The 24,016-nt window shown below is 68.7% G+C and carries 18 protein-coding genes; 6 read left to right on the top strand and 12 right to left on the bottom strand.

Annotation, left to right across the window (positions count from 1 at the left end; all coding sequences use genetic code 11):
* Nucleotides 1-76: 76 nt before the first annotated feature.
* Both xseA and LWH48_RS07450 read left to right on the top strand, forming a co-directional pair.
* A complete protein-coding gene (xseA, locus tag LWH48_RS07455) occupies nt 77-1,444 on the top strand; it encodes an exodeoxyribonuclease VII large subunit (protein ID WP_232912088.1) in 1,368 nt (455 codons plus the stop codon).
* Nucleotides 1,445-1,596: 152 nt separating this feature from the next.
* Entirely contained in the window at nt 1,597-2,253 is a 657-nt protein-coding gene (locus LWH48_RS07450; RefSeq protein ID WP_232912087.1) for a peroxiredoxin, read from the top strand.
* A gap of 64 nt (nt 2,254-2,317) precedes the next feature.
* On the opposite strand, the gene glrR is transcribed toward LWH48_RS07450, so the two are convergent.
* The 6 genes from glrR to LWH48_RS07420 all read right to left on the bottom strand — a co-directional run bounded on the left by glrR (nt 2,318) and on the right by LWH48_RS07420 (nt 10,182).
* The gene (gene glrR, locus LWH48_RS07445) at nt 2,318-3,688 is read right to left on the bottom strand and encodes a two-component system response regulator GlrR (RefSeq protein WP_232912112.1); all 1,371 of its coding nucleotides are present in this window, start codon (nt 3,686-3,688) and stop codon (nt 2,318-2,320) included.
* 58 nt (nt 3,689-3,746) lie between these two features.
* The gene (locus LWH48_RS07440) at nt 3,747-4,322 is read right to left on the bottom strand and encodes a hypothetical protein (protein ID WP_232912086.1); all 576 of its coding nucleotides are present in this window, start codon (nt 4,320-4,322) and stop codon (nt 3,747-3,749) included.
* A gap of 4 nt (nt 4,323-4,326) precedes the next feature.
* Nucleotides 4,327-5,814: a sensor histidine kinase gene (locus LWH48_RS07435; RefSeq protein ID WP_232912085.1), complete on the bottom strand. Its 1,488-nt coding sequence runs from the start codon at nt 5,812-5,814 to the stop codon at nt 4,327-4,329.
* 844 nt (nt 5,815-6,658) lie between these two features.
* On the bottom strand, nt 6,659-7,972 hold the full coding sequence (gene argA, locus LWH48_RS07430; RefSeq protein ID WP_232912084.1) for an amino-acid N-acetyltransferase: 1,314 nt from the start codon (nt 7,970-7,972) through the stop codon (nt 6,659-6,661).
* A gap of 189 nt (nt 7,973-8,161) precedes the next feature.
* On the bottom strand, nt 8,162-9,427 hold the full coding sequence (locus LWH48_RS07425) for an inorganic phosphate transporter (protein WP_232912083.1): 1,266 nt from the start codon (nt 9,425-9,427) through the stop codon (nt 8,162-8,164).
* A gap of 74 nt (nt 9,428-9,501) precedes the next feature.
* On the bottom strand, nt 9,502-10,182 hold the full coding sequence (locus tag LWH48_RS07420) for a TIGR00153 family protein (RefSeq protein ID WP_161431176.1): 681 nt from the start codon (nt 10,180-10,182) through the stop codon (nt 9,502-9,504).
* A 104-nt stretch (nt 10,183-10,286) separates the two neighbouring features.
* Here LWH48_RS07420 and LWH48_RS07415 point away from each other — a divergent pair, with 104 nt between their 5' ends.
* Nucleotides 10,287-11,153 carry a CYTH domain-containing protein gene (locus LWH48_RS07415; protein WP_232912082.1) on the top strand — a complete coding sequence of 289 codons (867 nt, stop codon included), beginning with the start codon at nt 10,287-10,289 and terminating at the stop codon, nt 11,151-11,153.
* 23 nt (nt 11,154-11,176) lie between these two features.
* Nucleotides 11,177-12,088 (top strand): ion transporter, encoded by a 912-nt coding sequence (locus LWH48_RS07410; RefSeq protein WP_232912081.1) that lies wholly within the window; start codon nt 11,177-11,179, stop codon nt 12,086-12,088.
* Nucleotides 12,089-12,106: 18 nt separating this feature from the next.
* On the opposite strand, the gene LWH48_RS07405 is transcribed toward LWH48_RS07410, so the two are convergent.
* Both LWH48_RS07405 and LWH48_RS07400 read right to left on the bottom strand, forming a co-directional pair.
* A complete protein-coding gene (locus LWH48_RS07405) occupies nt 12,107-12,730 on the bottom strand; it encodes an L-threonylcarbamoyladenylate synthase (protein ID WP_232912080.1) in 624 nt (207 codons plus the stop codon).
* Between the two features lie 4 nt (nt 12,731-12,734).
* Complete coding sequence (locus LWH48_RS07400; protein ID WP_232912079.1) at nt 12,735-13,640, bottom strand: PHP domain-containing protein; 906 nt, start codon at nt 13,638-13,640, stop codon at nt 12,735-12,737.
* A 126-nt stretch (nt 13,641-13,766) separates the two neighbouring features.
* On the opposite strand from LWH48_RS07400, the gene LWH48_RS07395 reads away from it, so the two are divergent.
* Nucleotides 13,767-14,066: a YciI family protein gene (locus LWH48_RS07395; RefSeq protein WP_161431166.1), complete on the top strand. Its 300-nt coding sequence runs from the start codon at nt 13,767-13,769 to the stop codon at nt 14,064-14,066.
* Nucleotides 14,067-14,220: 154 nt separating this feature from the next.
* Nucleotides 14,221-16,236 carry a bifunctional tRNA (5-methylaminomethyl-2-thiouridine)(34)-methyltransferase MnmD/FAD-dependent 5-carboxymethylaminomethyl-2-thiouridine(34) oxidoreductase MnmC gene (gene mnmC / locus LWH48_RS07390; RefSeq protein ID WP_232912078.1) on the top strand — a complete coding sequence of 672 codons (2,016 nt, stop codon included), beginning with the start codon at nt 14,221-14,223 and terminating at the stop codon, nt 16,234-16,236.
* Here the strand turns inward: mnmC and LWH48_RS07385 are convergent.
* The 4 genes from LWH48_RS07385 to smc all read right to left on the bottom strand — a co-directional run bounded on the left by LWH48_RS07385 (nt 16,233) and on the right by smc (nt 24,015).
* Nucleotides 16,233-16,502 carry a YheU family protein gene (locus tag LWH48_RS07385; RefSeq protein WP_161431162.1) on the bottom strand — a complete coding sequence of 90 codons (270 nt, stop codon included), beginning with the start codon at nt 16,500-16,502 and terminating at the stop codon, nt 16,233-16,235. The genes mnmC and LWH48_RS07385 overlap by 4 nt on opposite strands.
* Complete coding sequence (gene ligA / locus LWH48_RS07380) at nt 16,499-18,580, bottom strand: NAD-dependent DNA ligase LigA (RefSeq protein ID WP_232912077.1); 2,082 nt, start codon at nt 18,578-18,580, stop codon at nt 16,499-16,501. Before ligA ends, LWH48_RS07385 begins: the two co-directional genes overlap by 4 nt.
* A gap of 134 nt (nt 18,581-18,714) precedes the next feature.
* Nucleotides 18,715-20,298, bottom strand: a complete 1,584-nt coding sequence (gene zipA, locus LWH48_RS07375) for a cell division protein ZipA (protein ID WP_232912076.1) — start codon at nt 20,296-20,298, stop codon at nt 18,715-18,717.
* Between the two features lie 225 nt (nt 20,299-20,523).
* Nucleotides 20,524-24,015, bottom strand: coding sequence for a chromosome segregation protein SMC (gene smc, locus LWH48_RS07370; protein WP_232912075.1), 3,492 nt, complete (start codon nt 24,013-24,015; stop codon nt 20,524-20,526).
* Nucleotide 24,016: the final 1 nt, after the last annotated feature.

Here is a 24,016-nt window from a genome sequence, read left to right as displayed (position 1 = left end):
GCCGAGGGCGGGTCACGTCACGGTCCAGCGAGACGTCATGCTACCCTGAACGCCTGATACCAACCGAGCCGACGCCATGCACCACCCCGACGCCCCGCCGCTCTCCGTCAGCGAGCTCAACCGCAGCGCCCGCCAGCTGCTGGAGGGGCGCTTCGGCGAGGTCTGGGTCGAGGGCGAGCTCTCCGGGGTGTCACGGCCGAGCTCCGGCCACGTCTACTTCACCCTCAAGGACGAGCAGGCCCAGCTGCGCGCCGCCCTGTTCCGCAACCGTGCGCGCTTCGTGGGCGCGCCCATGCGCGACGGCGACCGGGTCAAGGTCCGCGGGCGGCTGTCGATCTTCGAGCCCAGGGGCGACTACCAGCTGATCGCGGAAGCGGTACAGGCCACCGGCGTGGGCGAGCTGCTGGCGGCCTTCGAGCGGCTCAAGGCGCGGCTCTCCGCCGAGGGGGTGTTCGCCAACGCCCGTCCCCTGCCCTGCCCCCCGCGCCACCTGCTGGTGGTCACCTCGCCCAGCGGTGCGGCGATCCGTGATGTACTGGCGGTGCTCGCCGCCCGCTGGCCGATGGTCAACGTGACGCTGATCCCGGTGGCGGTGCAGGGGCGCGAGGCGGTGCCGGCGATGATCTCGGCGCTGGGCCTGCTCAATCGCCAGTCGAGCCTGGACCCGGACCGGGATGCCATCCTGCTCACCCGAGGTGGCGGCAGCCTGGAGGACCTGTGGGCCTTCAACGACGAGCTCCTGGCCCGGGCGATCTTCCACTCACGGCTGCCGGTGATGTCGGCGGTGGGCCACGAGGTGGACGTGACCCTCGCCGACTTCGCCGCCGATGCGCGGGCCCCCACGCCTTCCGCCGCCGCGGAGCGGCTGGTGCCGGACCGCCGCGAGCTCGCCCAACGTCTCGAGACGCGAGAGTCTCGCCTGCAGCGAGCGGTTCAGGCACGCCTCGACGCCGAGGGCCAGCGGCTGGATTACCTGCGTGCGCGGCTGCGCCACCCCGGCGAGGGGCTCGAGCGTCAGCGCCAGGCCCTGGCCCAGCTCACCGGGCGACTGACGCGTGCCATCCAGGCACGCCTGGCCGAGGCCCGGCGCCGCCAGAGCCAGCTGGAGCGCCGCCTGGCGGCACATCCTCCCGGCCGCCAGCTGACGCTGGCCGAACGCCGGCTCGAGGCGGCCAGGCAACGCCTGGCCACCGCCGCGCCGCGGGAGCTGGCGCGCCATCGCGAGCGCCTGGCCGGGGTGGCCCGGGAGCTGCAGGCGGTCAGCCCGCTGGCGGTGCTCGGCCGCGGCTACGCGATCCTCGAGGACGAGCAGGGACGCGTGGTGCGTCGCGCCGACGACACCGCCCCCGGCGACCGCCTGGCCGCCCGACTGGGCGAAGGGCGCCTGACGCTGGAGGTGCTCCGCCGCGACACCAAACCGCAGGCCAGGGAACAATCGAGCTGATAGTTTTAGGAATATAGTTATTCCAAAGAGAACTCCCTAAGCTTAGTCACAAGAAGTCTTGACGCCATCGGCCAGATGCCGTTACGTCGAATATCCTCACGACGTCCCCGCCACGGGTGGGGGCTTATCACCACGCAACAGGGAGTACCACCATGTCTCTGCGCATCAATGATGTTGTACCGGATTTCGAAGCCGATACCAGCCAGGGCCCAATCCGTTTCCATGAGTGGATCGGCGACAGCTGGGCGATCCTGTTCTCCCACCCCAAGGACTTCACCCCGGTGTGCACCACGGAATTCGGCGCCGTCGCCAAGCTCGGCGAGGAGTGGAAGAAGCGCGGCACCAAGGTGATCGGCATTTCGGTGGATGGCGTCGAGGAGCACAAGGGCTGGATCAAGGACATCGCCAGCTTCGCCAGCTGTGACGTCGGCTTCCCGATCATCGCCGACGAGGACCTCAAGGTCGCCAAGCTGTTCGACATGCTGCCCGCCGATGCCTACCTCCCGGACGGCCGCACCCCCAATGACAGCGCCACTGTGCGCTCGGTGTTCATCATCGGTCCGGACAAGCAGCTCAAGCTCTCCATGACCTACCCGATGAACGTCGGTCGCAACTTCGCCGAGGTACTGCGCGCGCTGGATGCGCTGCAGACCGCCAACGGCGAAGGTGTGGCCACCCCGGCCGACTGGAACCTGGGCCAGGATGTGATCATCCCCACCAGCGTCTCCGACGAGGATGCCAAGGCGAAGTACGGCGAGTTCGAGACCGTCTTCCCCTACCTGCGTCGCGCCAAGCTGCCGCAGAAGTAAGCGCTCTACCGCGCGTCGCCCCGGGCCCCCGCCAATCGGCGGGGGCCTTGCGTTGGAAGGGAGCTCAGCGCTCGGGCTTGAAGGTGGAGGGCTCCAGGTCGTGACGCCCCAGCAGCTTGTAGAAGTCGGTGCGGTTGCGTCCGGCGATGCGCGCCGCCTGGGTGACGTTGCCCTCGGTGAGCTTGAGCACCTTGATCAGGTAGCGGCGCTCGAAGGCCGCCCGGGCGTCGTTGAAGGTGGGCAGGGCCTGCTCCTCGGCAGCCAGGGCCTGGGCCACCAGCGCCTCGGGAATGATGGCGGTCCCGGTCAGCGCCACGCACTGCTCCACCACGTTGACCAGCTGGCGGACGTTGCCCGGCCAGGCACTGGCGGCGAGCAGCTTGAGGGCCTCCGGCGAGAAGCCTTTGACGAAGGGCTTGTGGCGCTCGGCGGCCTGGGCCACCAGGTGCTTGGCCAGCAGTGGCACATCCTCGGCGCGCTCATGGAGCGGGGGCAGGCGCAGGTTGACCACGTTGAGGCGGTAGTAGAGATCCTCGCGGAACTCCCCCTCGCTCATGGCGCGATCGAGGTCGCGATGGGTGGCGGAAATGACCCGCACATCCACCGGGACCTGGGTAGTGGAGCCCAATGGGCGGATCTGGCGTTCCTGCAGGGCGCGCAGCAACTTGACCTGCAGCGACAGCGGCATGTCACCGATCTCGTCCAGGAACAGGGTGCCACCATCGGCGGCCTGGAACAGGCCCTGATGCTCACTCACCGCCCCGGTGAAGGCGCCCTTGGCGTGTCCGAAGAGCTCACTCTCCAGCAGCTGTTCCGGCAGCGCACCGCAGTTGATCGCCACGAAGGGCTTGTCGGCTCGTCGGCTGGCGCGATGGATGGCCTTGGCCATCAGCTCCTTGCCGGAGCCGGAGGGGCCAGTCACCAGCACGCTGACGTCGGAAGCCGCCACCATGCGCGCCTGCTCCAGCAGCCGCTCCATCTCGGGGCTGTGGGTGATGATCCCGGCGCGCCAGGCCTCGTCACCCTCGGGGGTGACCCCCGGTGCCTGGGCCAGCGCCTCCTCGATGGCCTCGAACAGCTCATCGCGGTCCACCGGCTTGGTCAGGAAGCTGAACACCCCCTCACGAGTGGCGGCGACGGCGTCGGGAATCGAACCGTGGGCGGTGAGCAGAATCACCGGCAGTCCCGGCGCCTCGCGCTGTACCTCACGGAACAGCGCCAGGCCATCCATCTCGTCCATGCGCAGGTCGGTAAGCACCAGGTCGGGGCGATCGACCTCCAGCGAGCGTAGCGCCTCGCGGCCGCTCTCGGCGGTGGTGAGCCGGTAGCCGCGACTCTCCAGGCGCATGCCCAGCAGCTTGAGCAGGCTAACGTCGTCATCCACCAGCAGGATATGCGCAGGTTGCCGACGACCGGCACTCCCGGCGGCCGCCATTCGTGTCGATTCAGCGCGGGCTTGCAGGGGGGGCAGGTTCTTCACGTCGGGTCCTCCATCACTCGTCGGCCTGCTGACGCAGGTTGATGCTGCGCTCGATGGCGGTCAGCGCCTCGAGCTTCTTCTCCAGGTCGGCATTTTCCTCTTCCAGCGCCGCGCGGCTCGCCTCGCTCTGTGCCTGAGCCGACTCTGCGGCATTCAGCCTGCCGGCCCTGGCACGACGGCCCTCGAGCTCGTTGAGCCAGTAGCGCAGCAGCGGCTGCAGAAGCACCGGCGCGGCGGCGAGATCGGCCTTGTAGAGCTCCGAGGCGCGCTCCCACTGGCTCTGGTTGCCCCAGGCGAGCACCACGGCGCGGGCCAGGCGCCGCTCCGTTGAGTCCCCCTCCAGGCGCGTGAGCATCGCCTGGCGCCAGACATGATCACCACGCTGGGACGCCAGCCCCAGGTCGATCCACTCGTTCAGCAGGCACTCCTCGCTGGCGAAGCTCGGCAGGTCAGCATGGCAGCCGCTGGCCGAGGCGGCCGCCTCGGAGGTGGTGCGGCTGGAGGGCAGCTCGAAGGGCGCCCGGGGCAGCAACTCGCAGCCGGCCAGCCACACGGCCAGCAGGCAGGCCAGCAGAGGGCGAAGATTCATGACATCAGCTCCTTGCATCTTGGCCTGCCATCCCGGCAGGCGTGAGGTTATGGTCTCTCATGGACGGGACGGCCCGCGGCAGCGTCAGGCGGAAGCAGACCGCCAGGCGCGGATCCTCCACCAGCGCCAGCTCACCCTGCTGGAGGCGTGCACAGTCCGCCGCCACCGAGAGGCCGATGCCCGAGCCCTTGAGCGGCCCCTTGCGTCGGGTGCGCCCCTGGTAGAAGGCCTCGAACAGCCGCGGACGGTCGACCTCGGCGATGGGCTCACCGCTGTTGGCCACCTCCAGCTCCAGACTGCCGCGTCGCTGGCGAGCACGAATCTCCAGTTCGCCACCATCGGCACCGTAGGCGATGGCGTTGGACACCAGATTGTCGAGGATATGGCCAGTCGCAGTGCGGTCCAGCACCCACGTCACCGGGCCGTCGAAGCACTCGACCCGCATCCCCTTGTTGGACAGCGCCAGGCGGTGCTTGGCCAGCACCTCACGCACCAGGGTGGCAACGTCGAGCCGCTCGACCTCCACACGCCGACTCTGCTGCAGCAGGTTGTAGTCGAGCAGCTGCTCGATCAGCCGCTGCAGCTCGCGGCCGCTGCCATCGATCAGCTCGAGGATCTCCAGCTGCTGGGGTGTCAGCTCTCCGACCACCCCGTCGGCGAGCAGCGCCGAGCCCTCGCGCACGCTGGCCAGCGGGGTCTTGAGTTCATGGGACATATGGCGCAGGAACTGCTGTTTCTCGGCCTCCAGCTCGGCAAGCCGCGAGGCGAGCCAGTCGAGGCGTTCATCCAGCTTGACCAGCTCCGCCGGCCCCTGCACCGGGCGCGGCGGCTCATCACGGGCACCGCTGCCGATCCGCAGGATGCGGCGCTCCAGCTGGTGCACCGGGCGAATGATCAGCCACGAGAACAGCAGCATCATCACCAGGCTGGCGGAAACCAGCGCACCGGTCTGCCACCACAGCCGGCCCTGGACGCCCTGGGCCCGCTCGCGGATCGCATCGATACGGGTATCGATGCGCCGATTGGTGGCCTGACGGATCGCCTCGGTGCGCTGAGCAAACACGGGGAACTCGGCGAGCTTCTCCTCGAGTGCCTCCAGAGGGAGTCCCGGCAGCGCCGCCAACTCGTCGAGCTGGCGCGCCTGTGCCGCCACGTCAGGGTCCTCGGGGAGCAGCTCACGCTGCAGCCCCAGCAGCTCGCGGTACTCCGCCAGGCGCTCGCTGTAGATCTCCAGCAGGCTCTCCTGCTCGAGTACCGCATACTGGCGGGCGCTGCGCTCCATCTCCAGCGCCAGCGCCCCCAGGGTCCGGGCGCGCCGAGTCTCCTCCACCGCCTGGCGGGCGCTGACGTCGGCCAGCCGGGTCAGCTCGGTGAGCGCCTGGCCCGCCTGGAACATCAGCACACCCAGCGGCAGCATCACCACCAGGAAGGCGATCAGTACCAGCTGCAACAGGGAGCGGGGGCGCCAGCGACGGGCGACTCGAGTGGTCATGTCCAGCGTTCTTTGCAGGAGGCCGAGGGGCGGGACGGTGGATGGGGCTGCCATCATGTCGGACCTTCAGGATACCAGAGTTTGCTCGGGAGCCGTGCCCTTCGCCCGAGGCTGGGTGGGCGGCAAAAAAAAGGCCGGCAGGGCCGGCCCAAGTACGCAGGGAACTGAAGGGTCTGAAAGGATCACCGCTGGTGGCCTGATCCATCCAGCGCTCACCCTTCCAAACGGGCCGGGGAAGGCCCTCGAAGCCATGAGTCAGCCATCTGCCACCAGGGGCTGGCCTTCCTCATGCGGCCGATGCGCCAGGCGCATCGTCCTGCTTCGTTTCTGGCAGTGTCGTCCGGCCTGGCCGCATCGGGTCGGGCCGTGACGCCACTGCGCGATTCGATCCCCCGCAAGGGGGGAGAGGCATCCATGCCGGGGCATCCTTGCCCTTGGGGTACGCGTCCATGACCGTGTCGGTACCCGTCTCATCGCAACCTAAGTCACACATCGCTAGGAGCAGACGCTGATCGCCGGGAGGCGAGGCACAGGGCAGCGTGGTTTCGCCCCCTCGGTGATCGAAACGGTTCGAGCCGTAATGAACCGCTTTCGTTGCTCACCAAGAGTATTGCGATAGCCGTGCCAGAAACTGAAAAATCACTTATTTTCAGATAGTTAAAAACAACGCGAATCTGGCACAACGGCAGGAGGAAGATAACGGAGGGATTTCGGGCGACAATCCGTCGCCAGGAGGCGACGGAAAGCGAGAGACTTTCGATAAACACTTTATTTTCAGCAGCTTGGAGAGTCGCAATGCAGCGACAGTGGCGCCATGCATGGTGCCACGCGGCGACACCCCGGCTCAGCCCAGCGACTTGACCAGCACTTTGGACTTGCGGGCGTGGTTGTAGGTGTCCCGGCGCAGCGGCGGCAGTGCCTCGAGATCGGCCAGACGAAAGCCGTGCTCGAAGAACCAGTGCGTGGTGTGGGTAGTCAGAGCGAACAGCGCCGACAATCCCTGGCGCCGGGCGCGGCGCTCGAGCTCGGCGAGCAGCAGCTCACCCCGGGCACCGCCGCGGTAGTCGTCGTGAACCGCCACGCAGGCCAGCTCGCCCATCTCGGCTTCGTCGAAACGATGCAGGGCCGCACAGCCGATGATCATGCCATCGCGCTCGATAACCACGTAGTCGTCAATCTGGTGCTCGAGACGTTCCCGGGAGCGCGGTACCAGCATGCCTCGCCGCTCCAGGGGCTCGAGCAGTTCCAGCAGGCCGCCGATATCCGCCAGCTCCGCCGAACGCAGCTGCTCGTAGCGGTGCTGGGTGATCATGGTACCCACACCGTCGCGGGTGAAGAGCTCACCGAGCAGGGCATCGTGGTCATGCCATGAGAGCAGGTGGGTGCGTGCCACGCCATGGCGGGCCGCCTGGCAGGCGGCCTCCAGATGGCGCGCCAACTCGCTGCCGGGGACCGCCTGGGCCAGCAGCGGCCCCGCGTCGGCGGGCGTCAGCTGGCGCTGCAGCTGGCCGCTTGCGTCGAACAGGCCGCTGGCCTCGCCGAGCAGGATCAGCTTGTCGGCTGACAGCGCCATGGCGGCGTGCTGGGCCACGTCGGAGGCATCAAGGTCGAACACCTCGCCGGTGCTGGAGAAGCCCAACGGCGGCAGCACCACCAACGCCCCCTTTTCCAGCAGCCCTTCGATCGCCTGGATACGCACCCGGCGCACCTCCCCGCTGTGATCGAAATCGACCCCCTCACGAACTCCCAGCGGCTTGGCCATCACCAGGTTGCCGGAGACAGCAGTGAGCTCGACGCCATGCATGGGCGTGTTGGGCAGCCCCAGCGAGAAACGCGCCTCCAGCCACAGCCGCTGCTCGGCGGCAACACGCTCGATGCAAGCCATGACCTCACCTTCGGCGACCCAGCGCCCCTGGTGCTGTCCCGGCGTGATTCCCGCGGCCTCCAGCGCCTGTCGAACCTGAGGGCGGATGCCGAACACCACCACCAGCCGCACCCCCAGGGTATGCAGCAGCGCCAGATCCTGCACCAGCTGCTCGCCGCGACCGCGCGCCATCGCCTCGCCCTCGATCAGGATGACGAAGGTTCGTCCGCGATGGGCGTTGATGTAGGGCGAGGAGTTGCGAAACCAGTCGACGAAGGGGAAGCGTGTATCCAAGGGCCGCTCTCCGGCAGCGGGTGAACGATAGCAGCTGGGGAGCCACGACTATAGCAGAGCGATGAAAACGGCGGCAGCGGCCAAGCGGCCAAGCGGCCAAGCGGCAGCGTGGCACCGGCCGCGACAAATGGAAACCCCGAGGCCTCGACCATCGGGGTTTCCTGTCGCTCGGTGCTTGCCGCTCGACGCTTAGCCGAACATGCCCTTGAAGGTGAAGAAGAACAGGATCGCCAGGCCCGCACCGGCGGGCAGGGTGATCAGCCATGACATGGCGATGGTGCCGATCACGCGCAGGTTCAGCGCCGCCATGCCGCGGGCCAGGCCCACGCCCAGCACGGCCCCCACCAGGGTGTGGGTGGTGGAGATCGGCAGGCCCGTGCCCGAGGCCAGCACCACGGTGACCGCGGCGGCCAGGGTGGCGGCGAAGCCACGACTGGGCGTCAGCTCGGTGATGCCGGTCCCCACGGTGGCGATCACCTTTCGACCGTAGGTGACCAGGCCGACGACGATGCCGCCGCCGCCCAGCACCAGCACCCACCAGGGCACCAGGGCCGCGGCCTCGATCTCACCGCCGGTCTGCACCACGCTGATCACCGCCGCCAGCGGGCCCACGGCATTGGCCACGTCGTTGGAGCCGTGGGCGAAGGCCATGGCGCAGGCGGTGAAGATCATCAGTACGCCGAACACCCGCTCGACCCCGCTGAAGCCGAACTGATCGGTCTTGCGGCTGCTGGCCTGCACCCGCCGCTCCATGAAACCGCCGAGTGCCGAGACAAGCAGGCCAGCGAGGATCGAAAGCAGCAGACTGGCGCCGAAGCTGAGGTCCAGGCCGACGTGCTTGAGGCCCTTGGTCAGGGTCACCATGGTCACCGCGAAGCCGACCAGGAAGACGTACATGGGCACATAGCGCTTGGCCGCGGCGAAGGGGTCACTGGCCTCGAAGATAAGGTGCTGTACCGACTTGAACAGGGTGAAGGCGATGGTACCGGCGAGCAGTGGTGAGACGATCCAGCTGGCGGCGATCTGGCCAACCGCCCCCCAGTCCACGGCAGAGGCACCAAGGCCGGCTACCGAGAAGCCGACGATGGCGCCGACGATGGAGTGGGTGGTGGAGACCGGCCAGCCCTTCATGGAGGCGATCAGCAGCCAGGTAGCGGCCGCCAGCAGCGCCGCCAGCATGCCGTAGACCAGCAGCTGCGGGTCTTCCTGGAGCATCTCGGGGTCGATGATCCCCTTGCGAATGGTGTTGGTGACCTCACCACCGGCCAGCCAGGCGCCGAGGAACTCGAAGATCACGGCGATGATGATCGCCTGCTTGATGGTGATGGCGCGAGAGCCTACCGAGGTGCCCATGGCGTTGGCGACGTCGTTGGCACCTACACCCCAGGCCATGAAGAAGCCGAAGAGGCAGGCCAGGATGATGAAGATCTCGCCGTGCTGCGCAATGATCGACATGAGGATGTGTCCCCTCGTTGCGGTCGTTGGATGGCGTGCTGGTGGCGGCTCCGGGATCACCGGGGCCGTGGAATTCAGTTGGCCGTCATGATCTGCAGGCGGCTACCGACGCGCTCGGCGCGGTCGGAAAGCTCACCCACCCAGTCGATGATCTTGTAGAGGAACATCACGTCTACCGGGGGCATGCGATCCTCGAGGCCGAACAGCTGGCGGCGGATGGCAATCTGCTGGTCGTCGGCCTGCTGCTCCAGGCGATGCAGCTCGCGGATCAGCTTCTGCATCACGTCGCTGACGTTGCGGCCGAAACCGGACTCGAGCAAATCCTTGAGCTCCTCCAGTGCGTGGCGCGCCTGGGCCACGCAGGCCACCGCGGTGCGCATGTAGTCACGCATCGGCTGAGCCAGCTCCTCGGGCACCTGCATGCGCCGGCCGAGCATGATGCCGGTGATGTCGCGGACCTTGTTGGCGATCTTGTCCTGGACGCTGATCAGGTCGAGCAGGTCGGAGCGTGATACCGGCAGGAACATGGTATTGGGGAGGTTGAGGCGCAGCTCGGTCTTGAGCTCATCGGCCTCATGCTCGAGGCGCGTGACCGACTCGCGGTGGATCGCCGCCGCATCCCAGTCGCCCACCAGGGTCGCCTCGAAGAACGGCAGAAGCTGGTCGGCACACTCGCTCGTCTTGACGATATGGGTCAGCAACGGCTGGAATGGCGAGCGACCGAACATCGCGGAGAAGGGATTGGATGTCACCATAGGGCATCTCGAAACCTGGAAAATGGCGGCGACAGTATAGTGACCACTGCTGCTATCGTCATGAAATATTCACTCAAACGTCATCTGATCGAGGCCGCCGCCACATGAGTCAAGAGATCGAGCTCAAGCTCGCCCTGGGCCCCGAGGGCCCCGACGCCCTGCGCCATCACCCGTTGCTCGAGGAGATCGCACCGGGCGTCGCCTTCCTCGGCAACACCTACTTCGACACCCCCGCGGGTGAGCTGGAAGCGGCGCGCATGGCGCTGCGCCTGCGCCGGCTCGATGACCGTCTGCTGCAGACGGTGAAGACCCGTGGTGAAGGCGGTGGTGGCCTGTCGCGCCGCGGCGAGTGGGAGTGGCAGGTCCCGGGGCCGGGGCTGGACCTGGCCGGCCTGGCAGGGCTGCCGCCGGCCGCGCTGGGCCGGGACGTGCTGGAACGCCTGGAGGCGCGCTTTACCACGGACTTTCGTCGCGAGACCTGGCAGCTTGAGCACCGCGGGGCAAGGATCGAGTTGGCGCTGGACGAGGGCGAGATCACCGCAGGGGATCGCCGCGTGGTGATCCGCGAGCTGGAGCTGGAGCTCAAGGCGGGCGAGCCGGCCGCCCTGTGGTCGCTGGCCGAGGCGCTGGCCGAGCACGTGGCGCTGCGTCCCTCGGACACCAGCAAGGCGGCTCGCGGCGGCGCCCTGCTCGCGAGCGAGTGGCGCCTGCCCGAGGGGAGCTCGCCACAGGCCTGGTTGCACCGCGCCGTGGTGGCACTTGACGCCCACGCCGACAGCGGTCGCGCCGAGTGCCACGCGGCGGCCCGAGAGGCCTTCCGGCGACTCGCCGCGCAGGGCGACACTGTTACGCGCGAGGCGGCAGGTGCACTCGCCGACGCCCTGGTCGATGATAGGTGGCTGACGCCTGCCCTCGGACGCTGCCTGCTGGAGTTGTCGCACCATTTGTCGGGCCGAGAGCCCCTGGCCTGACCCCACCTACAAGGACGCCGCCCGTGAACCACCTGCCCAAACCCGCCGGCGAAGGCCTGCGTACCCGGGTCTTCCAGATCATCTTCGAGTCCGATACCCCGCTGGCCAAGGGCTTCGATATCGCCCTGATCGTGGCGATACTCGCCAGCGTGCTGGTGGTGATGCTGGAGAGCATCGAGAGCCTGCGGGCCGACTACGGCACGCTGTTCTTCTGGCTGGAGTGGGGGTTCACCATCGCCTTCACCCTGGAACTGGCGGCACGCCTCTACTGCCTGGAGCGGCCTCTTCAGTACCTCAAGAGCTTCTACGGCATGGTGGACCTGATCGCCATCCTGCCCACCTGGCTGGCACTGCTTCTGCCCGGGGCCCAGACCCTGGTGATGGTGCGCCTGCTGCGCACCCTGCGCATCTTCCGGGTGCTGCGGCTGATGGAGTTCGTCGGCGAAGGCCGGCTGCTGATCGGGGCCCTGAAGCGCAGCAGCCACCAGATCTTCCTGTTCCTGTTCACCGTCTTCATGCTGGTCTCGATCTTCGCCTCGATCGTCTACCTGATCGAGCCCGCCGAGGCCGGATTCACCAGCATCCCTACGGCGATCTACTGGGCCATCGTCACCCTGACCACCGTGGGCTTCGGCGACATCGTGCCGGTGACCCCGCTGGGCCAGGCGATCTCGGTGATGGTGATGCTGATCGGCTACTCCATCATCGCCGTGCCCACCGGGGTCTTCTCCGCCGAGGTGATTCGCTCGATCCGCGCCGACCGCTACTCCGACGAGGCCTGCCCCGGCTGCGGCCACGACCGCCACGAGCAGCGCGCCAAGTACTGCCTGCTGTGTGGCACCTGGCTGGATGAGGACAGCCCCGACCCGCAGCTCTCCGAGGAGGAGCAGGAGGCCTGGTGGGAGGAACATGGCGGCAAGGGCAACGACGCCTGACCGCCACGGGAGAGAGACTTACTCGCGGAAGGGTTCGACGTCGCCGCGCCCCTCGCGCAGGATCACCGGCGGCAGGTCACGCAGGTCCACCACGCTGGTGGGCTCCAGATGGCAGGCGCCGCCGTCGATGATCAGGTCGAGGTGGGCACCGAAGCGCTCGCGGATCTCCTCGGCATCGGTCATCGGCAACTCTTCGCCCACCGGGATCAGGGTCACGCTCATCAGCGGCTCGCCGAGGGCCGCCAGCAGGGCGTGGGTGATGGCGTGGTCAGGCACGCGCACGCCGATGGAGCGCCGCTTGGGGTGCAGCAGCAGGCGTGGCACCTCGGTGGTAGCGTTGAGGATGAAGGTGTAGGCGCCGGGGGTGTGGGCCTTGAGCAGGCGGAACACGGCGTTGTCGACCTTGGCATAGGTGCCGATCTCGGAGAGGTCGGAGCACACCAGGGTGAAGTTGTGCTTGTCGTCCAGGGAGCGCAGCCACTTGATCTTGTCGATGGCCTTCTTCTCGCCCAGGTGGCAGCCCAGGGCATAGCCGGAGTCGGTGGGATAGGCCACCACGCCGCCCGCACGGATGATCCCGATCGCCTGGTCGATCAGGCGCTTCTGGGGGTTCTCGGGGTGGATCTGGAAGAACTGGCTCATGTGGTCACGCTCCTGAATTGAGTCGCGGCGCCAGCCGCGGATGGGTCCATACCGGTAGCGTAGCGGTGCGCGGCACCGGGCTCATGCTGCCCGGCGCCAGGTGGCCGCCGGGAAAGTGGAAGTCGCTGCCCTGGGAGGCGTAGAGGTCGCGCTCCTGCAGCTGGCGCGCCAGGTCGCGGGTCACGTCGGGGTTCTGGAAGCCGCTGACCAGCTCGGCCGCCTGGCCGCCGGCGGCGACGAAGTCGTCGAGCAGCAGGCCGCGCTTGCGCCGCGTCAGGGAGTAGCGCAGCGGATGGGCCAGCACGGCCACGCCGCCGGCATCGACAATCCAGCCCACCGCCTCGGCGAGACCCGGCCACAGCGCCTTGACGTCGCCTGGCTTGCCGTTTCCCAGGTGCTTCCTGAAGGCGGTCGCCACATCGGGGACCAGCCCCGCCGCGACCAGCGCCCGGGCAAAGTCGGGGCGCCCCAGGGGACGCTCGCTGCCGGCCTGCTCCCGGGCTTTGGCCAGGGCATCGGCGAGACCGACCTTCTCCATGCGTGAGGCGATGGTCCCCGCGCGCTTCTCGCGTGCCACGGCCTGGGCCGCCAGTCCCTCGAGCAGCGGGCCCCGGGCGCCGTCGGGCAACAATCCCACCACATGGATGCCGATGCCGCGCCACTGGGTGGAGAGCTCGCAGCCGGCGATCAGCACAAGCCCCTTCTCCTCGGCGGCCGCGGCGGCCTCGGCCACGCCGGCGACGGTGTCATGGTCGGTCAGCGCCATATGGGTCAGGCCCCGCGCGGCACACAACGCCACCACCTCGGCGGGCGGCAGGGCGCCATCCGAGGCGGTGGAGTGCATGTGCAGATCGATGCGGAGAGGCTCGGGATCACCCTCGAAGCGAACGGGAAGTGGAGGCATTGGCATGACGCCGACCGGCGACTTTGTCAGAATGGCCTACCATGGTGCGCGCCTGGCCAATGCCGGTCAATCCAGTGCAGGTCAATGACGCCCGCCCCTCGGCAATGCCGCCCCCACAGAAGGAAGCCACCCATGCTCTATGCGATCATCAGCGAGGATGTGAACAACAGCCTGGAGCGCCGACTGGCCGCTCGCCCGGACCATCTGGCACGCCTCGAGGCGCTGCGCGACGACGGCCGCCTGGTGCTGGCCGGCCCCCACCCGGCGATCGACAGCGAGGACCCGGGCGAGGCCGGCTTCTCCGGCAGCCTGGTGGTCGCCGAATTCGACAGCCTCAAGGCGGCCCAGGCCTGGGCCGACGCCGATCCCTACATGATCGCCGGCGTCTACGCCAAGGTCACGGTGAAGCCCTTCAAGAAGGTGCTTCCCTGAGAGCGCCGGCCTGAACAGGATGGCTTATCAACAGCCGGTTTTGCACAGAGGCTGTGGATAACACTGTTGAAACGCCGCGGATTCCTTTCGCCAGCCCCCTGGCCCCGGCCCCGCGGCGCGACCGATCAAATTTTGAACGCTTCCGGAGCTACCCTTGACCGCCGCCCCCGATGGCCTACCGCCCCTCGCCGCCCTGGAAACCGCCCGCCTCGACTGGCGCAGCGATGCCAGCGGCGAGGACGCCCCGCACTCCCCCGCCTTCGATGACGTCTACTTCTCCCGGCATGACGGTCGCGCCGAGACCGAGCACGTCTTCGTCGCCGGCAATCGCCTGGCGGAGCGCTTCAGGGAGTGGCGGGAGCCGCGCCCCTTCGTGGTCGGCGAGACCGGCTTCGGCACCGGACTCAACATGCTCTGCGCCTGGGCCTGCTTCGACGCCCACGCCCCGGCCGGGGCACGGCTGCACCTGGTCTCCACCGAGAAGTTTCCGCTCGGCCGCGAGGATCTGGCCAGGGCGCTGGCCGCCTGGCCGGACCTGGCCGAACGCGGCGAGGCGCTCGTGGCACAGTGGCCCGAACCGGTGGGCGGCGTGCATCGGCTATGGCTCGACGAGCGGGTCACCCTGGACCTGCACCTGGGCGACGCCGCCGAGCGGCTGGCACTGCTCGACGGCCGGGTCGACGCCTGGTTCCTGGACGGCTTCGCCCCCGCGAAGAACCCCGAGATGTGGCGGCCCGAGCTCTTCAAGGCCATGGCGGCCCGCTCGCGGCCGGGCGCTACCTTCGCCACCTTCAGCTGCGCCGGGGTGGTCAAGCGCGGCCTGGCCGCTGCCGGCTTCACCTGGCACAAGGCACCGGGGTTTGGGCGCAAGCGCGAGATGCTGTGCGGCGAGATCGCCACGCCTCCCGTGGACGAGCGCCGGCGACAGACGCCCTGGTTCACACCGCCGACCGCCCGGCCGCCCCGCCATGTGGCGGTCATCGGTGCGGGGATCGCCGGCGCCGGCGCCGCCGCCGCCCTGGCCCGGCGCGGCATCACCGTCACCCTGATCGACCGCTTCGCGCGCGCCGATCTCGGCAGCACCCACCTGCAGGGGGCCCTCTACGTCAAGCTCGCCGCCGACACCAATCGGCAGAGCCGTACCTACCTGGCGGGCTTCCTGCACAGCCGCCGCTGGCTGGCATGGCTCGACCCGCGGCAGGAGCTGTGGCGGGCCAGCGGGGTGCTGCAGCTGGCCCGGAGCGAGAAGGAGCAGGCACGCCAGGCACGCTTCCTGGCCAACCACCCCCTGCCGGAGAGCGTGGTGCGGGGGCTGGATGCCGAGGCGGCCAGCGCCGCCGCCGGCGTCAGGATCGATGCCCCGGCGCTGGACTATCCCGACGCCGCCTGGGTCAGACCCATGGAGCTCTGCGTGCGCCTGGCGGCAACGCCTGGCGTCACCTTCCGGCGCGGCGAGGTGGCGGCACTCCGCCAGCAGGAGAGTGGCTGGATGCTGGAGATGGCCACGGGCGAGCCGCTCACGGCCGATCAGGTGGTCATCGCCGGCGCCGTCGAGACGGCCACCTTCGCCCAGACCGCCTCGCTGCCGCTGCAGCCGGTTCGCGGCCAGCTCAGCCAGCTCGCGCTGCCTGCGGGGGCGCCTCGGCTGGGACGCGTGGTCTGCGCCGGCGGCTATGTGCCTCCGGCGGCGGATGGCGTGCTCAACTTCGGGGCAACCTTCGGACCTGGCGATACCGATACCGGCGAACGCGAGGCCGACCATCGCGCCAATCTGGAGGAGCTGGAGCGCGGCCTGCCGCACTTCGTCGCCGCCCTGCGCGACGCCGGCGCCGACCTCGCCCCCGAGAAGCTCACCGCGCTGGTCGGCGTACGAGCGGCCAGCCCCGACAAGACGCCCTACTGTGGTCCGGTGCCCGACGCCGACGCTTGGCGGGAGGAGTACGCGGTACTGGCCAAGGACGCGACGCGCATCCCCGAGACACCCGGCGGCCACCATGCGGGCCTCTGGGTCAGCGCCGCCCATGGCTCCCGCGGCATGGCCAGCGCGCCGCTGTGCGCCGAGCTGCTCGCCTCACGGATCTGCGACGAGCCGCTGCCCCTGGAGCAGCCGCTGGTGGACCACCTGCACCCGGGGCGGCGGCTGATACGCGACCTGATCCGAGGAAACTAACCTTCCTCGTCGTCGGCCAGGTCACGGCCGAAGGCACGCCACTGGGCCAGGGTCATCACCTCGGTGGTCTCGGTACGCAGGTCATGGGCGATGAGCAGCTCGCCGCGCTCCAGCTGGCGCTTGAGCTCGGCCACCCAGCCGCGCATCCCCTCCCCGGTATCGGTGGTGTCATAACCCTGGCGGGTGACGAAGGCCTCCAGCAGGGCATCCAGGGTCTCCCCCGGCAGCATGCGGTAGGGCACCTCGATAAAGCGATCGCCGCTCATGACTCGCCCTCCCGCGTCTCGCCCTCTGCGGATTCGCCGGCTTCCCAGGCGGCCAGCCGCGCCAGGAAGGCCTCCTCGTCCAGTACCGGCACACCCAGCTGCATCGCCTTCTCCAGCTTGCTGCCGGCGGCCTCGCCGGCCACCAGACCGGCGGTCTTCTTCGATACGCTGCCGGCCACCTTGGCCCCCAGCGCCTGGAGGCGGGCCTTGCCCTGATCGCGGGTCATGCTCTCCAGGGTACCGGTGAGCACCCAGGTCTGGCCGAGCAGGGGCTGGGGCCGCTCGGCCACGGCCTCCTCCTCCCAGTGCACGCCGCAGGCGATCAGGTCGTCGATGGTCTCCCGGTTGTGGGCCTGACGGAAGAAGGTGTGGACATGGGCGGCGACCACCGGTCCCACGTCCTCCACTGCCTCGAGCGCTTCGATCTCGGCCGCCATCAACGCCTCAAGGGAGCCGAAGTGTCGCGCCAGGTTGGCCGCGGTGGCCTCGCCCACCTCGCGAATGCCCAGGGCGTAGATGAAGCGCGGAAGCGTGGTCTGCCTGGCCTTCTTGAGCGAGGCCACCAGGTTCTCGGAGGACTTCTTGCCCATGCGCGGAAGCGTGGCCAGGCGCTCGGCCTCCAGGCGAAAGAGATCCGCCGGGGTGGATACCCAGTCGCGCTCGACCAGGGCGTCGATCAGCTTCTCGCCGAGGCCATCGATATCCAGCGCGCGCCGCGAGGCGAAGTGCTTGAGGGCCTCCTTGCGCTGGGCCGGGCAATAGAGCCCCCCGGAGCAGCGTGCCACCGCCTCGCCCTCCAGGCGCTCGATCTGCGAGCCACATACCGGGCATTGCTCGGGGAAGACGATCGCCCGTACATCGACCGGACGGCGCTCCTCGAGCACCCGGACCACCTGGGGAATGACGTCACCCGCCCGACGGATCGCCACGGTATCGCCGATCATCACCCCGAGCCGGGCGATCTCGTCGGCGTTGTGCAGGGTGGCATTGGAGACGGTGACCCCCGCCACCGAGACCGGCTCCAGGCGTGCCACCGGGGTGATCGCCCCGGTGCGGCCGACCTGGAATTCGACGTCATTGAGGCGGGTGGTCTCCTCCTGGGCGGGAAACTTGAAGGCGATGGCCCAGCGCGGGGCGCGCGCCACGAAGCCCAGCTCGCGCTGCAGGCGCAGGTCGTCGACCTTGATCACCACGCCATCGATATCGTAGCCCAGTGAATCACGCTTCTCGCCGAGCCGCCGGCAGTAGTCGATGACCCCCTCGGCCCCCTCGACCACCGCCAGTTCGGGATTTATCCGAAACCCCCAGTCACGCAGCAACTGCATCTGATGGCTGTGGGTCGGCACATCGACATTGGCAAGGCTGGCCATGTCCTGATCCACCAGCTGATAGGCCGTGAACTCCAGGGGACGCTTGTCGGTAACTCGCGGGTCGAGCTGGCGCAGACTGCCGGCGGCGGCGTTGCGCGGGTTGGCGAAGACCTTGCTTCCCTCCTCCCTGGCCTTGTCATTCATGGCCTCGAAGTCTGCGTGGCGCATGGTGACTTCGCCACGCACCTCGAGGCGATCGGGCCACTCCTTTCCGCGTAGCCTGAGAGGAATCGACCTCAACGTCTTCACATTGGAAGTAATCCCCTCACCGGTACGGCCGTCGCCCCGGGTAACTCCGGCAGTCAGCTCGCCGCCTTCGTAGACCAGCGAGACCGCGGCCCCATCGAGCTTGGGCTCGCAGCAGAAGGCCAGCGGCTCACCATTTGCCTCCAGGCGGTCGGCGACACGTCTGACGAAGGCCTTGATCTCCTCCTCGTCGAAGGCGTTGTCCAGGGAGAGCATGGGTACCGCATGCTCGACCTCGGGAAAGCCCGCCTCCGGAGGCGCGCCGACTCGCTGGGTGGGCGAGTCCGCCGTCACCAGCTCGGGATGCTCGTCCTCGAGCTCCTGGAGACGACGCAGCCGGCGATCGTAGTCGGCATCGGTAAGGATCGGATCGTCGAGGACGTAGTAACGGTAGTTGGCATCGTCTAGCTCGGCGCGCAGGCGCTCGAGCTCGTCGCGGATCTTCGAGTCGGGCTGGTTCATGGCAATCCGTGTCACGGTCTATCGCGTGGGCCTCGGGGCACGAGGCAAGATGATCGACTAGCTTACCAAAGCAACACCCCCCGTGGGGCTACCTCACGGGGGGTGTATTCCAGCTTCACGCCTATGGTTTGCCGCTAGTTGACCTGATAGCGGTGCAGGCGATTGCGGCGTACGAACTCCTGCACGCGCTGGCGGGCGAACTCCACCGTCTGGGCGGTCATCACGCTCTGGTTCTCGTCCTTCAGCTCGCCACCCATATGGCGCACGATGACCATCGCGGTCTCCACCATCGCCTCGAAGGCGGCGCCGCAGTCCTCGGCTCCCGGCAGCGGCATCAGCAGCGTGATCCCCGGCGTACGGAAGTCATCGATCGCTTCGATGGGGAAGGTCCCGGGCTTGACGCCATTGACCATGGAGAACTGCAGACGGCTCTCGGGGTCCTCGGTCTCGAAGCGGTGGAAGACCCCCATCTCGCGGTCATAACGCAGGCCACAGGCCAGCATCAGGTCGAGCAGGGCGGTACCGGAGAAACCCTCGTCATCCCGGGCCATCACCGAGATGACGATGATCTCCTCGGCCTGGCTGAGGGTCAGTCGGGCATGCTCCGCGCTCACGTCGTGACGCAGCGCCTTCTCCAGCACCGGATGGATCCGTACCTTGTCGCTGTGGCGAGATGCCTCGACGGCCTCCTCCTCGGCGACCGCCATGGCATCGTTCGCCTCATCGGCCTGCCGGCGCGGCGCGAAGAGCGGGTCATCGCCATCCTCGGCGGCCGCGGCTTCGGACTCCAGGCGCCGACGCTCGGCCTCGCGGGCGACACGGGCAGACTCCGCCTCGGCCTGGGCCTGGCGCTTGCGCTCGGACTCCTCGGCCGCCTTGCGAGCCTTCTCTTCCTCGCGACGGATCCTGTCCTGGCGCTTCTGCTCGCGACGCTCGGCCAGGCTCTTCTGCAGCGAAGCCCCGAAGCGCTGGACCGAGGCGCCCATGCGCTTAGAGCCACTCTTCAGGGAGTCGCCGACACCATCGAAATCGACCAGGCGGTAGCGCTCGTCATCCTCGGCATCCTCGTGATCCCGGGGATCGGCGGCGAGGGGCTCGACGCCGGCGTCTGCCATCGGCTCGCCCGGTGCAGAGGTAGCCCCGGAGGCTTCCTCGAAGGCGGCGAGGGTAGGCTCGCGACGCTCTTCTACGGGGCTCTCGGCCTGCTGCCGGGCGCCACGAACCTCGGTATCGCGCTCTGCGGCGGCCACATGCGGCTCGGGCTCGCTCTTGACCGAGCTTCTCACGCTCTCGCGTGACGTCGCCTCTTCCACCCTCTCATCCGATACCGATGACGCAGGATGCGCGACGCCGGCAGCGGCGGCACGTGGCGCTGTCGGTTCGGCAGCTACCGCCTCATGCGACTCCTGCCGGGGGGCGGAAGCCTTCCAGCTGGAAAGCACACGCGACGGACCAGGATGCTCCTGGCGCTCGAGCTTGGGTTTGGGTTGCACACGGCTGTAATCGGCGGGCCTGACGACTCGCGCCCCTCCGTTGGGCAGTTCCCAGTTGATTTCGGCCTTGCGGGCCTCTTCGTCGGGGTCGGTGCCGTGGGCGTCTTCCGCCACCTCATCGAGGCGGGGAATACGTCGTTGACGCTGCAGGCGACGCACTCCATCCACCACGATGAGGGTCACCAGCGCCAACCCCAGGATGATCAGCCACTCTCTAAGTTCCATGGGTCGTCAGCCTTTCGCTAGGGCGCCATGCCAGATGGTTGTCCGTCACCAGCATAGCGCGATTGCCGAAAAAAGGGCCACTTTTTTTATTTGTCAAGCATCGGCGATTTTCCACGCCAAGCCGAACCTGCCCTTCGCAATCGCCCTTCGATGATCCCCCTGCTTCCATGCATTGCAACATGTGATGCTTCCTTGTTACCCCTTTTCGGGCTTTCATTCAAGCGTTCAGGCCTCGGCGAGTGCCGCGGCCTCTTCGACATCCACCGCCACCAGCCGCGAGACACCCGGCTCCTGCATCGTCACCCCCATCAACCTCTCGCCCGCTTCCATGGCGATCTTGTTGTGGGTGATGTAGATGAACTGCACGCTCTCGGACATCTCCTTCACCAGCCTGGCGTAGCGTCCCACATTGGCATCATCCAGGGGAGCGTCCACCTCGTCGAGCATGCAGAAGGGTGCCGGGTTGAGCTGGAAGATGGCGAATACCAGCGATAGGGCTGTCAGCGCCTTTTCGCCCCCCGACAGCAGATGAATGGTGCTGTTCTTCTTGCCCGGCGGTCGCGCCATGATGGCGACCCCGGTCTCCAGCAAATCGTCGCCGGTCAGCGTCAACCACGCGGTTCCGCCACCGAAGACTCGCGGAAAAAGTGCCTGCAGACCCGTATTGACTCGCTCGAAGGTGTCCCGGAATCGACTGCGGGTTTCCTGGTCGATGCGGCGAATCGCCCGATCGAGTGTCTCCAGCGCCTCACTCAGCTCGGCGTGCTGGGCCTCCAGGTAGTCGCGGCGCTCGGCCTGCTGGTCGTACTCCTCGATGGCCGCCAGGTTGATGGCACCCAGGCGACGGATGCGCTCGCCGAGCTCCTCGAGCCGGGTCTGCCAGGCCGACTCGGTGGCGTTGGGGTCGAGCGACTCGCCCAGGGCCTGCTCGTCGTGGCCCAGCTCCCGCAGCTGTTCATCCTGGCCCTCGGCCTTGAGACGCAGCGCCTGGACCTGCATGCGCGACTCCTGCAGACGCTCGCGGATGCCCTCCAGCGCACGCTCGTGACCCTGGCGAGCCTGCTCGTCCTCGCGCAGTCGCTCGACCAGTTCCGCGGCCCGGGCACGCACCGCATTGAGGCTGCGCTCTTCGCGCTCGCGCCGGTCGAGCAGCTCCTCGAGGCGCTCGCGGCTCTCCTCCTCGGGCTCGCGGAGCAGCTCACGCTCCTCCTCCAGCTCCGCGAGGCGCCCCTGGAGCCGCTCCCGCGCCTCCCCCGCACGCCCCTGCTGTTCGGCGAGGCCGGCACGCTCGGCGGCCAGGCGCTCCTGCTCGAGGGCCAGGCGCTGCAGCTGGTCGGCCAGCGGGCGCTGCTGGCCACGCAGGCTGGCGAGCCGCTCGCGGGCTGTCTGGCGCAGCCTCTCCAAGCGTTCCCGACGCTCGGCGCCCTCCTCCAGGCGCACCATGGCGGCCTGCCACTGCTCGCGCACCTCATCGATGGCCAGGCGCGCCTCCTCGCGAGACTCGCCGAGGCCGGCAAGCTCCTCGCTCAGCTCGGCGGCGCGCCCCTGCAGGTGCTCGAGTCGACTGGCCAGGCCGCTGTCCTGGACGGCGAGCTGCTGATGGCGGCGATCGAGGTCGCGCTCCGCCTGGTGGCACGCCTCGAGGTCCGTATCGGCACGTTCGGCCTCCTCCAGGGCATGCGCCAGGCGTGTCTCGTGATCGGCCAGGCGCGCCTCGACGGCGTCGAGCCGCTCGCGCACCTCGGCCTGGCGGCGCCGGCTGACGAGCAGCGCATCCGGGCCGTCGCCGCTGCCCCGCCGGCATGCCCAGCCATGCCCAAGCCACAGGCCATCGGCGGTGATCAGGCTCTCTCCAGGAGCCAGCTCGTGGCGACGCGACCAGGCGTCATCGCGACTCTCCGCGCAGCGCACCGTGGCCAGCCACTGGCCGGCACCACCGGCTCCCTCCACCCGGGCGGCGAGGCTGTCGGGCGGTGCCGCGGACTCGCTCGCCGCGACCAGCCCCAGCTCCCCCGGCGAGGCCGCCAGGGCCTCCAGGCGGCCATCGAGTGGTGCCATCCGGGCGCGCAGCCAGGGTGCCAGCACCCAGGAGACGACCTCCTCCCAGCCGGGGGTCACCGCCAGGCATTCGCCGAGGCGCGGGGCCTCGCCGAGCCCATGCTCGGCGAGATGGGCGTCCAGCGCCTCGTCGTGGTCGGCCAGCCCCGCCTCGATCAACGCCTCCAGCGACGCCAGCTCACCGGCCAGTTCGCTGCGCACCTGGCGCTCGCCCTCGCGTCCGACTTCGGCGGTTCGCGACGCCTCGCGGGCCGACTCCCGGGCCTGGGCCAGGGCATCGCGACGATCCTCGAGCGCCTCGCGCTCGAGCTCGATCTCGGCGAGCTGCTCGGCGAGCTCGTCGCGCTGGGCGGTCAACGCCTGCAGGTCGGGCAGCTCCTGCTGCTGCTGGCGGCGCCGCGCAAGGTCGGCGTCGAGCCGCTCCAGGCGTGACTCCAGCTCGCGCAGGCGATCCTGGCTACGCTCGGCCTCTCGGCTGGTCTCGCGCCACTGCTCGCTGAACGTCTCCCAGGCGGCATCGGCCTCTTCCGCCTCGGGCTCGGCCTCCTCCAGGGCGGCCTCCAGCTCTTCGAGGCGCTCGGCGAGCTCCTCGCGTTCGGGGACCAGGGTGGCCAGACGCTCGTCGAGGCTGACCAGGCGCTCGCCGTCGTCCTCGCCGAGACGCTCGAGGTCGGCCAGCTCGCGGCGTGCCGTCTCGAGGTCGCGGGCCAGTTGGGCATCCCGGGAACGGCCATGCTCCAGGTCCTGCTCCAGGCGGGCGATGGCGGTGGTAGTCTCGAAGAAGCGCGACTGCTCGGCGTCGAGCTCGGAGGCCAGGCGGTCGTGGTCGGCACGGGCCTCCTCCAGGCGGGTCTCGCACTGGCGCAGCCCGAGCACCTCCCGCTCCACGGCGGTCTCGAGTTCGGCGACGCGACTCTCCTCCTCGCCCTGGCTGGCACGCAGCGCACGGGCCCGCAGCAGGGTCAGCTCGCCCTTGACGCGGTGTTCCTCGTTCTTGAGTTGCTGATAGCGGCGCGCCGCCTCGGCCTGGCGCCTGAGTCGCTCGAGCTGCTTGTCGAGCTCCTCGCGGATATCCTCCAGACGCTCCAGGTTCTCCTGGGTGCGACGCATGCGATTCTCGGTCTCGCGGCGCCGCTCCTTGTACTTGGAGATCCCTGCGGCCTCCTCGAGGGTGGCGCGCAACTCGTCGGGGCGCGCCTCGATCAGCCGCGAGATCATGCCCTGGCCGATGATGGCGTAGGAGCGCGGGCCCAGCCCGGTGCCCAGGAAGAGGTCGGCGATATCGCGGCGACGGCACTTCTGGCCATTGAAGAAGTAGCTGGACTGCCCCTCGCGGGTGACCTGGCGCTTCACCGCAATCTCGGCGTACTGGGCATAAAGCCCCCCCATGGCACCGTCGCGGTTGTCGAAGCGCAGCTCGATGGCGGCCTGCCCCACCGGCTTGCGCCCGGTGGAGCCGTTGAAGATGACGTCGGCCATGGACTCGCCACGCAGGGTCTTGGCCGACGACTCCCCCATCACCCAGCGCACCGCATCGATGATGTTGGACTTGCCACAGCCGTTGGGCCCGACGATGGCGGTCATGTTGCTGTCGAAGGGCACCGTGACCGGGTCGACGAAGGACTTGAAGCCCACCAGGCGGATCGAGGTCAGGCGCATC

Source organism: Halomonas sp. G15 (genome assembly GCF_021282295.1).
GTDB lineage: Bacteria > Pseudomonadota > Gammaproteobacteria > Pseudomonadales > Halomonadaceae > Halomonas > Halomonas alimentaria.
The sequence above is the reverse complement of the archived record's forward strand: the minus strand, read 5'-3'. Positions and strand labels throughout refer to the sequence as shown.